Below are 9,784 nucleotides of genomic sequence, written 5' to 3'. Positions count from 1 at the left end.
GTCCCGAACCGGTCCATGAGAGCGTGAGCGCGCCGCCCCGGCGGGAGGACCCGGCGCCGGACCCGGCGCCCGCGGACGACGCCTTCCTGTACCCGCCGGAGCCCGCGGAATCGGACGGACCCGGCGGGCTCACGAACGCGTCGGCGGTGCGCTCACCCGCGGCCGCCGCCCTGCCCGGCGGACTGGAGCTGCTCCGCGCTCTCCGGCCGCTCAAACGCCGGGTGCCCTCGGCACGCCGCACGATTCTCGACGAGACGGCGACCGCGGACCGTATCGCCGACGAGCGCCTGGTCCTGCCGCTCCTGCTGCCGGCACCGGAGCGCTGGCTCAGTCTCCTGATCGTGGTGGACGCCGGTTCCTCCATGGCCGTGTGGCGTCCGCTGGTGGACGAACTGCGGGAGCTGTTCGAACGTCTCGGCGCCTTCCGGGACGTGCGCCTCTGGCACCTGCGACGGGGTGGCGACGGGACGCTCGGTGTCGCCGCACGAGCCGTGCCGACGGACAGCCTGCACAGCCCGCGGGAGTTGGTCGACCCGTCCGGCAGACAGGCGGTCCTGGTCGTCAGCGACTGTGTCGACGACATCTGGTGGTCGGGCGAGGCGCACGACGTGCTCCGCCTCTGGGGGCGCACCGGGCCTCTCGCCGTCCTCCAGCCGCTGCCCCAGCGTCTGTGGCACCGGACGGGAGCCGGCCCGGTGGCCGCCCGCGTCCACTCCACCGCGCCCGGCATCCCCAACACCGGCCTGATCGCCGAGCCGTACGGTGCGACGCCCCTCACGGGACAGCACATCGGAATGCCCGTGCCGGTGCTGGAGATCGAGCCGGACTGGCTCGCTTCGTGGGCCCGGCTGGTCACCGGCGCCGCGCACGGCGGCATCGACGCCATGGTGACCACCACGCCGACGCGAGGACGGGGCGGAGCCAGCCGGCCGTGGCCCGGCGACACGGAACTGGGGGAAGCGGGCGGAGCGACCGCCGCCGACCTGGTCGGAGCGTTCAGGTCCGCGGCCTCGCCACAGGCCTTCCGGCTCGCCGGCTACCTGGCGGCGGCGCCGCTCACACTGCCGGTCATGAGGCTGGTCCAGCACACCATGCTTCCGGGCACCAGACCCGCCCATCTCGCCGAGGTGTTCGTCAGCGGGCTGATCCGGAAGCTCGGCGCCCCGGAGGAGCCCGACCGTACGCCGTACGACTTCGTCCCCGGAGTACGGGACGTACTGCTCGGAACGATCCGTGCGTCGGAGACCGTACGGGTGCACGAACAGGTGTCCGCCTACGTCGCCGAGTCCGCGGGACGAACCCGCGACACGACGTCCCTGCTTCCCTCGCCGCAGGGGCAGGGGGAGGAGATGCTCGACACCGCGCGACAGCCCTTCGCGCAGGTGCCCGTCGAGGTGCTGAGGCGGCTCGGCGCCGGCACAGGCACCGGGACGGCAGCGCCCGTCACCCCGCCCCCGTCGGCTCGGGAGCCGGCGCCGGAGGGCGAGCCCTGGCGGTCACCCCGGCCTGCCGAGCCGGAAGCGTCGCCGCGCGCCACCGGGGGGACCCCGACCTTCGGCCTGGTCCATCAGCCCATGCTGTTCGTCGGCCTTGGTGGTACCGGCCTGCGCATCGGGGCCGATCTCGAACATGCACTGCGCAGTGGCCTGTGCGGTCCCGACGGCACGAGGCTGGTCGCAGGGGGCCGTCGGCTGCCCTTCCAGTTGCCCGACTTCCTGCAGTTCGTCTACGCGGACATGAGCGAGTCGCAGATCCAGCGGCTGGCGGACGGCATCCAGAGGAAGCACCGCCCCGCGCACGCCCGTAACTCGAGGGTTCTCGAGGCACTGCTCCCGCCCTACGACAGCTCGCCGGAAGTGACCCGGATGCTGCGGGTCGCGCTCGACGAGGAGACCCGTCACTGGCTGCCGCCGCAGGAGCGGCAGCCGAGGGTGGCACCCCTGCGCCATGGCGCCGGACAGCTGCCGACCGTGGGCAGGGCGTCGCTCTTCGCCGCGATGTCCGGTGGATCGGGGCCGGCGCTGGGTCAGTTGCGCCAGGCGATCGGAGCCCTCGCGAACTCGGCGGGCGACCTGCGGGAGGTGGGAGGCGGGGCCATCCGCGGGTGCGACGTGTTCGTGGCGTTCTCCGTCGCGGGCGGCACCGGCGCGGGGGTCTTCTACGACTTCCTCCACCTGATCGGTCACGAATTCCGGAGGTCCAGGTTCCCGAATGTCAAGATCTATCCACTGGTGGTGATGCCTTCCGCGTTCCCGCCGGACGCCGGTGGCGGACGCGAGGCGGAGCTCAACGCCGCCCGAGCCCTGGTCGACCTCGCGCGGCTGATCGACGACCAGAACTCGCCCGCTGCGAGCGCCGACCTCGGAGACGTCCTGAGTGAGGGTTCACTGTCCGTGCGGTACCCCGGCGACGCATCCGTCAGGCTGAGCCCGTCCATGGTCCAGACCGCGATCCTCTTCGGTCGGAGCAACGGGATGCAGCCGGACGATCTGCGGCGCTCGGTCACCGCGACGGTGACGTCACTCATCGGCACCGGACTGGAGTCCCGCGGGCGGGACTCCGCCGCGGACGAGTTCCCGTCGTTCGCGGCGAACTTCGCCAACAGGAGCGTCGAGCGCGCCACGGTGTCCCGGACCGGGATCGGGCTCCGACCCCTGTCGACCAGCCTGGCCGCTTCGCTGTCCGTCCCGGTCGGCGATCTGGCGGAGATCATCGCGAGCCGGCTGCTGGCGCAGGCCGTGCGGGCGATGGACGAGGAGGCGGGCAGAGCCGCCGACGACGGCGCCGAACGGGTGCGCGAAATGTTCGACCGCTCCGGTATCGGCCCGCTGTGGGCGCGGGAGATTCCCACCGTGCCGTCGCCGGACCTGCTGCCGAGAGGCACCAGGGCCATCGCGCGGGCGTTGCGCGACCGGCTCGGCGACATGGAGGACGCGCTCGGACTCCTGCGGCGCGATCTGGACGTGGAGGTCCCACGACTGGCCGAGCGCTTCCGACCGGGCCCGGCTGCCCGTGAACTCATCGGCGAAGTAGGTCCGTTCCGGCTGGAGAGGCTGCTCACCGGGTTGCCGGGGCACCCGCAGCGGGTGGCGGAGCTCGGCTTCGCCGGAGTGCTCGGCAACCGTGCCGACGATCCGGCACGCGCGGAGGGCGTGGACGCCGTCCGTCCGGAGATCCGGCCGATCCGGCGGTCGGTGGGTGGGCTCGTACCGGCCCGTTGGGGCGACCCCCAGGTGCGGAGCACCCTCGACGAGCAGGACGCCTGGTACGAGTGGCGGGTCCGGCAGGAGTGGCACCGCGGGTGGAAGGACCAGGAGTCGCGCTGGCGGCCGCCGCTGCTGCGCACCACCAGGGAGATAGGCGAGCTGGTCAAGGCGCTGCGCGGCCATGAGGAGGACGAGCGCAGTCACTTCGTGGAGCGCCGCAACGAGCTCTACCGTCAGGACCGCGTGGGCGTCCGGTACCTTCTGCCGCCACAGTGGATGCTCGCCGCCTTCTACGACGAGGTGTTCGGCCGGCTCCTTGCTCACGAGGGCCTTCCGGAGCATGAGGACGCAGCGGGCCTGCTGGCCAGGATCATCCGGTCGCACGACTGGGTGCGTGCCCTGGAGTCGGTGCGCCGCTCGCCGCAGGCCGGCGTCCAGGAGATCAAGCAGGTCGTCGAACGGCGCGTCAAGCAACTGTTCGTCGAATCGAACGTGCTCGGCGACCGCCCGCTGCTGCCCTCGCTCGGCGTACTGCTGCAGGCCGCGGCCGGCGACGACAACGCCGCCGTCGGCCCGCACTGGCTCGACCAGCTGCGCCACGAGCTGGCAGGACTGCTGCCGGTCGGCTTCGAGCCCGATGGCACCGGCCGGCTGAAGGTTCTCGTCACTTATCCGCAGACCGCCGCGGACTCGGCCGTCGAAACTCTCCTGAAGCGCGAAGTGAGGTGGCCGTACGGGACGGTGCCGGAGCTCAGGGCCGTCGACACGGAGTCGGTCACCGTGGTGCTCTTCCGAAGCGGCATGAGCCTCACGGATGTCTCCGAGGTGCGGCAGGTGCTGCGGTTGTGGGCCGGGTCGCGGGACGCCGCGGTCGTCGACGACTTTCTGCACTGGCGCCAGCGCCTCGGTTATCGCGACGACTGGCTGGTCGGCACCGAGGAGGACCGGTGCCGGATCCTGCACCGGATCCTGTGTGCGGTGTGGAACGGCCAGGTCGACGTTGCGGGGTCGCCCGACTCGCCGGAGCAGATCCGCATCCGCCTCGCGGAGGGCGACGCCTCCACCCTGACGCTTCCGCTGGAGTCCTTGAGCCCGCGTCTGTCCAGCTGGGGGAGCCTGCTGCGGGCCTACGAGAAGTCGGCACTGCTCGGCCAGGAGGCGTGTGAGCTCCTGATGAGGACGCAGCCCGAAGGCCTGGCGGCCACGCCGGTTCCCGCGGCGCCGCTGTTCCGCCACCTCGTGCTCGAAGTGGCACCGCGCCAGCTCGAGCTGATCGGGGAACTCGCCGCTCAGGGCCATGACGATGAGTGGCTCGAGCCGCTGCACCACTTCTGGAAGCGCACCCTTCCCGACGCACTCGACCTCCGTTTCCCCGACACGATGCGCCGGGCGCAGCCCACTCTCCGCGCACTCGCGGGGCTTTCGGCACGGCGGGCCGCGGGGCGCGCACACCGCGAGATATCACCGTGGGACGACGATCATCATGAAACGTGATGGCAGTCAGCACGGCATACGGGATTCCCGATCAAGCGGTGGCGGAGGACCATGGGAAGGGCACGACCCTGACCGAGAGCAAGTGGAGCACATGAGCCGCCGCCGTACCCCGCGCCTGCCGTCCTGGCTGCCGATCGATCCCTACATCCTGGCGCTGCTCGGGACCGTGGCCCTCGCGGCACTCCTGCCGGCCTCCGGCCGCGCGGCCGACGTCGCGGGCGGGGCGTCGACCGGCGCGGTGGCCCTCCTGTTCTTCCTCTACGGCGCGCGGCTCTCCACGCGCGAAGCGCTCGACGGACTGCGGCACTGGCGGCTCCACGTCACCGTGCTCGCGGCCACGTTCGTGGTCTTCCCGCTGCTGGGACTGGCCGCCCGCGGGCTCGAACCGGCCCTGCTCACGCCCGAGCTCTACAGCGGGCTGCTCTTCCTGTGCCTGGTCCCCTCCACGATCCAGTCGTCGATCGCCTTCACCTCGATGGCGCGGGGCAACGTGCCGGCCGCGATCTGCGCGGGCTCCTTCTCCAGCCTCGCCGGCATCGTCCTCACGCCGCTGCTGGCGGCCCTGCTGCTGGGCGGCGGGGCAGGCGGCTTCTCCGCGGACTCGCTGCTGCGGATCGTGCTCCAACTCCTTGTGCCGTTCCTCGCGGGTCAGTTGCTGCGCCGCTGGGTGAGCGGCTTCCTGGTCCGCCACAAGAAGGTGCTCGGGTACGTCGACCGGGGCTCGATCCTGCTCGTCGTCTACACGGCCTTCAGCGAAGGCATGACCGCCGGCGTCTGGCACCAGGTCACCCCGGTGCGGCTCGGCGCGCTGCTCGCCGTCGAGGCGGTGCTGCTGGCGGCGATGCTGACGCTCACCTGGTTCGGCGCCAAGCGTCTCGGCTTCGGGCGCGCGGACCGGATCGCGATCCAGTTCGCGGGCTCCGAGAAGAGCCTCGCGGCGGGACTGCCCATGGCGACCGTGCTGTTCGGGGCGCAGGCGAGTCTCGCGGTGCTGCCGCTGATGCTCTTCCACCAGATGCAGCTGATGGTCTGCGCGGTGATCGCGAAGCGCCGCGCCCAGGACCCGGACCGCACGGCGCCGGCCCCGCGCCGTGCCCCTGCCGTGCCCGACGCGCCTGCCGCGCTGCGAACCCGCTGAACGCGTCGGACCGGCTGCTCCGACGCGGAGGCACTGCCCCGCCGTCGGGGGTGTCGCCGTCGCTCCCAGAGGTGTACGTGTACTCGACAGTGAGGGAGGACGGTATGGAGCCACGGGAACTCCGTCGCGCAGTCGAGGCAGGACGGGCGACCGCTTCGGAGCTTGGCCTTCGGGTCGACGATGTGGTCGTCATCCACAACTCGGACCGCGTCGCGCTGCGTCTGGTCCCTTGCGATGTCCTGGCTCGGGTCGCACCTTCGGGGCATCTGGCCGATTCCGAGTTCGAGGTAGAGGTGGCTCACCGTCTCGCCGACGTCGACGCTCCAGTGGCCGAGCTGGACCCTCGGGTCGCCCCACGGGTCCATGTGCGCGATGCCTTCGCCATCTCGCTCTGGACCTATTACGAAGCTGCCGGATCAGAGATCGCGCCGGCGGACTACGCAGACGTGTTCATGCGGCACCATGCCGCCCTCCGTCGGATCGATCTGGACGCACCGCATTTCACCGACCGGGTCGCCGCGGCACTGAGAGAGGTGGACGACCGGGAGCGGTCCCCCGAGCTGACCGATTCCGACCGGGAACTCCTCAGCGACGCACTCCGTGGTCAGAGCGCCGCGATCGGCATCGACGAAGCCGGCGATCAGCTGCTGCACGGCGAGCCGCATCCGGGCAACCTCCTCAACACGAGGAGAGGCCCGCTCTTCGTGGACCTCGCCACGTGCTGCCGCGGGCCGGTCGAGTTCGACCTCGCCCATGCGCCCGATGAAGTGGGAAAGCACTATGCGGGGGCCGACCACGACCTGATTCACCGGTGCCGCGCCCTGAACTGGGCGATGTTCTCGGCCTGGCGCTGGCGCCGGGACGACCAGATGCCCGGCCGGGACCACTGGAGAGCGGAGGGGCTCAACAAGGTTCGTGCCGCACTTGAGCGCTGCGGATCGGGCTGAACTCGAGACGGAGGGGCCCCTGACCAGTACATGACCGGCCGGACGAGTCCTGGCGGGCGGCCGAACACATGGGCTCGGGGCGGGGCACATGGACGTGTCCGGCGTCACCGCGGCCCCGGCCCGGGTGCGGGCCGTAAGGCTGGGAAGATCACCCGGTGACGACGTTCGCCATACGCCCCTTCGGCGCCCGCCCCTGCACCCTGGTCGTCTGCCGTGGCTGTTGCTGCGGTGACCCACGCAAGAACCCCGGTACCGATCACGCCGGGCAGCTTGCCAGACTGCGGGACGCCGCCGCCGCGTCCGGGGGGCGGCTCGCGGTGCGGACCAGTGACTGTCTCGGGCCGTGCGGCCAGGCCAACGTGATCGTCGTGCAGCCGTCGACCGAGGGACGCCGCCGCGGGGCGCGTGCCGCGTGGATCGGCTGGGCGCTCGACGACGACGCCACCGACGACGTGCTGGCGTGGGCGGCGGCCGGCGGGCCGGGGATCGCCGAACCGCCGGCGACGCTCACGCTCCAGATGATCCCGCCGCCGTCCGGCGGCGTCCGCACGCGGTAGCCGCGCTCGCCGCCCCGCCCCGGCGACTCGGGACCGCGCCCGGTCGGCCGGGACCGCGGCGGGACAGGTCCACTTCGGCATCGTCCGCGGCGGTGCGGACGTCCGCGAGCCCCTGGGCGTGCGCCCCGGCGTCGACCGGTCCCCCCGCCCGGTGGTCGGTGTCCTCCAGGTTGCAGCCGACCGCGCCGATGTCCAGCAACCGGTCCACCAGTTCACGCGGCCGCATGCCGTATCCCGCTTCTGCGTCCACCGTGACCGGGACCGACATCGCCCGGGCGCCCCGGCCGGCCGCGGCGAACATCTCCCGCGCCCTCGCCGTCGGGATGACGGAGCATCGCCGAGACGGCGGCGCCGGCAGTGGCGCACGCGGGGAACCCGGCTTCGGCCACGACCGCCGCGCTGGCCGCGTCCCATACGTTGGGCAGGACGAGCATCTCTTTGCCGTGCGGCTCGCGGAGCCTTGCGGCGCGAGCCTTCAGAGGTTCCGCCACGAGCGAGGTCGAGGGGGTGCCGCGCAGAGCGGCGCTTCCTGCTCCGGGCCTGCCGTCGCGGTGCCGCGTGACCTGACCGTCCTCGACATCCCGACCGCCCGTTCGGACGCGTGTCGGTTGCCCGCCGTTCGGGTCGCCGGTGGTATGGCAGGGGCCGCTGTCGCAGGGCCGACTCCCGTCAGCCGCGAGGGAAGGGCCCGTCCATGCCAAGGACCGTCATGGGGATACCCCTCAAAGGGGCCGCGGGCACGGTGGCCGGGGCGTTGGTGATGCTGCTCGGAGCGGTCGGCCCGGCGTCCGCCGGCGGCCCCGGCGGCGGTGCCACCGTGGTACTGAAGTGGAAGCCCTGCAAGGGCGAGGCGCAGGCCGGGTTCGAATGCGCGGTGGCGAACGTGCCGCTCGACCACGCCCGCCCCGACTACCGCAGCATCGAGCTCGCCGTGATCCGTCACCGCAGCGCCGAGCCGGCCGAGCGGCTCGGCACGCTGTTCTTCAACCCCGGTGGTCCGGGCGGCCCCGGGACCGTCGGGCTGCCGGAACTGTACGAAAAGTTCCCACGCGCACTGCGCGACCGCTACGACATCGTCAGCTGGGACCCGCGAGGCGTCGGCGAGAGCACGGCCGTGCGCTGCTTCGCCACCGCAGGGGAAGCCACCGTCTGGCATGCCCAGGTGCCCCCGTTCCCGGTGGGCGAGAAGGAACAGCGCGCGTTCACAGCGGCGTACGCTGATCTCGCCCAGCGCTGTGAGCGGCGCGATCCGGAGCTGCTCCGCCACGTCTCGACCGCCGACACCGCCCGCGACCTGGACCTGCTGCGTCGTGCGGTGGGGGAGGAACGCCTGCACTACTGGGGCATCTCCTACGGCACACTGCTCGGCGCGACCTACGCGAACCTGTTCCCCGAGCGGGTCGGACGTCTGGTGGTCGACGGGAACGTGGACCCGCGTGCATGGGCGAACGGGGGAGCGACCGGTGAGCCCGAGCTGAACACCTTCCTGCGGCTCGGCTCCCACCGGGGCTCCGCCGAGACGCTGGGGCAGTTCCTCGACCACTGCGGCCGCGCACCCGTGGAGCGCTGTGTGTTCTCGGCGGGCAGCCCGGAGGCGACCCGTGCCAAGTACCACTCCCTGCTCCGGCGCTTGGAGAGCCGGCCGGTAGGGGAGTGGACGTACGCACGGACAGTGAGCGAGGTGCGCGGCGGGCTCTACACCGTGCACCCCGGCTGGGCCGGGACCGCGGACACGCTGGAAGCGCTGTGGGACGGTCGGGCGCCCGTGGAGCCCACGGCGTCGGCAGGGCCGGCACGGTACCCGGGCTTCGAGCAGTCGCTCGCGGTCCTGTGCGCGGAGAGCCCCAACCCGCGGTCGCCGGGACGCTACCCGGACCTGGAACGGCGGGCGGTGGCGGAGGCAGGGGCGCTGGGCCGCTGGTGGACGTGGGCCAACGAGCCGTGCGCCGCATGGCCGGCCCGGGCGGCGCACCCCTACACCGGTCCGTGGAACCGGACGACCGCCCACCCGGTGCTGGTGGTCAACCCGACCTACGACCCCTCCACCCCGTACACCGCGGGCCGCGCGATGGCCGAGGAACTGGGCAGGGCCCGGCTGCTGACACTCGACGGGTACGGACACACCGCTCTGGACAATCCGAGCGCGTGCGTGGCGCGTCATGTGGTGCGTTACTTCCTCACCGGTGCGCCGCCGCCGGAGGGCACCCGGTGTGCCCAGGACCTCCCTCCGTTCGTCGAGCGGATCCCGGATCCGGCGGCGCCGACCGTGTCGGCAGGCACGCCGTCCGAGCGCCGGCTGCCGGGCGCTGCGACCGTGAGGGCGCTGCCGTACAGCGTGTGGCCGCCGGCGGTCTCCGGCCTGTTGCCCGCGTACGGTGCCCCGGCCCCCTGATCGCCGGCTTCTCGACAGGCCGCTGAGCCGCCGCGCACACGGAAGGACCC

5 protein-coding genes and 1 pseudogene are annotated in these 9,784 nt (G+C 72.5%); 5 read left to right on the top strand and 1 reads right to left on the bottom strand.

The genetic code is table 11. The features are described from left to right. Nucleotides 1–23: 23 nt before the first annotated feature. The 4 genes from ACWGH4_RS23520 to ACWGH4_RS23505 all read left to right on the top strand — a co-directional run bounded on the left by ACWGH4_RS23520 (nucleotide 24) and on the right by ACWGH4_RS23505 (nucleotide 7,342). Nucleotides 24–4,700, top strand: coding sequence for an SAV_2336 N-terminal domain-related protein (locus ACWGH4_RS23520; protein WP_453464120.1), 4,677 nt, complete (start codon nucleotides 24–26; stop codon nucleotides 4,698–4,700). A gap of 91 nt (nucleotides 4,701–4,791) precedes the next feature. Then, entirely contained in the window at nucleotides 4,792–5,838 is a 1,047-nt protein-coding gene (locus tag ACWGH4_RS23515; protein ID WP_453464117.1) for a bile acid:sodium symporter family protein, read from the top strand. A gap of 104 nt (nucleotides 5,839–5,942) precedes the next feature. Continuing rightward, nucleotides 5,943–6,785 (top strand): aminoglycoside phosphotransferase family protein, encoded by an 843-nt coding sequence (locus ACWGH4_RS23510; RefSeq protein WP_453464114.1) that lies wholly within the window; start codon nucleotides 5,943–5,945, stop codon nucleotides 6,783–6,785. A 155-nt stretch (nucleotides 6,786–6,940) separates the two neighbouring features. Further along, on the top strand, nucleotides 6,941–7,342 hold the full coding sequence (locus ACWGH4_RS23505) for a (2Fe-2S) ferredoxin domain-containing protein (RefSeq protein WP_453464111.1): 402 nt from the start codon (nucleotides 6,941–6,943) through the stop codon (nucleotides 7,340–7,342). Here the strand turns inward: ACWGH4_RS23505 and ACWGH4_RS23500 are convergent. Next, nucleotides 7,293–7,776, bottom strand: a pseudogene (locus ACWGH4_RS23500) (isocitrate lyase/phosphoenolpyruvate mutase family protein). The gene ACWGH4_RS23505 and the pseudogene ACWGH4_RS23500 sit on opposite strands and share 50 nt — an antisense overlap. A gap of 275 nt (nucleotides 7,777–8,051) precedes the next feature. On the opposite strand from ACWGH4_RS23500, the gene ACWGH4_RS23495 reads away from it, so the two are divergent. After that, nucleotides 8,052–9,734: an alpha/beta hydrolase gene (locus ACWGH4_RS23495; protein ID WP_453464108.1), complete on the top strand. Its 1,683-nt coding sequence runs from the start codon at nucleotides 8,052–8,054 to the stop codon at nucleotides 9,732–9,734. Nucleotides 9,735–9,784: the final 50 nt, after the last annotated feature.

The organism is Streptomyces sp. NPDC054847 (assembly GCF_053610925.1).
The sequence above is the reverse complement of the archived record's forward strand: the minus strand, read 5'-3'. Positions and strand labels throughout refer to the sequence as shown.

Coding starts and splice junctions, on each gene's coding strand:
- ACWGH4_RS23495 (WP_453464108.1), top strand. CDS start 8,052: ATGGGGATACCCCTCAAAGGGGCCGCGGGCACGGTGGCCGGGGCGTTG.
- ACWGH4_RS23510 (WP_453464114.1), top strand. CDS start 5,943: ATGGAGCCACGGGAACTCCGTCGCGCAGTCGAGGCAGGACGGGCGACC.
- ACWGH4_RS23515 (WP_453464117.1), top strand. CDS start 4,792: ATGAGCCGCCGCCGTACCCCGCGCCTGCCGTCCTGGCTGCCGATCGAT.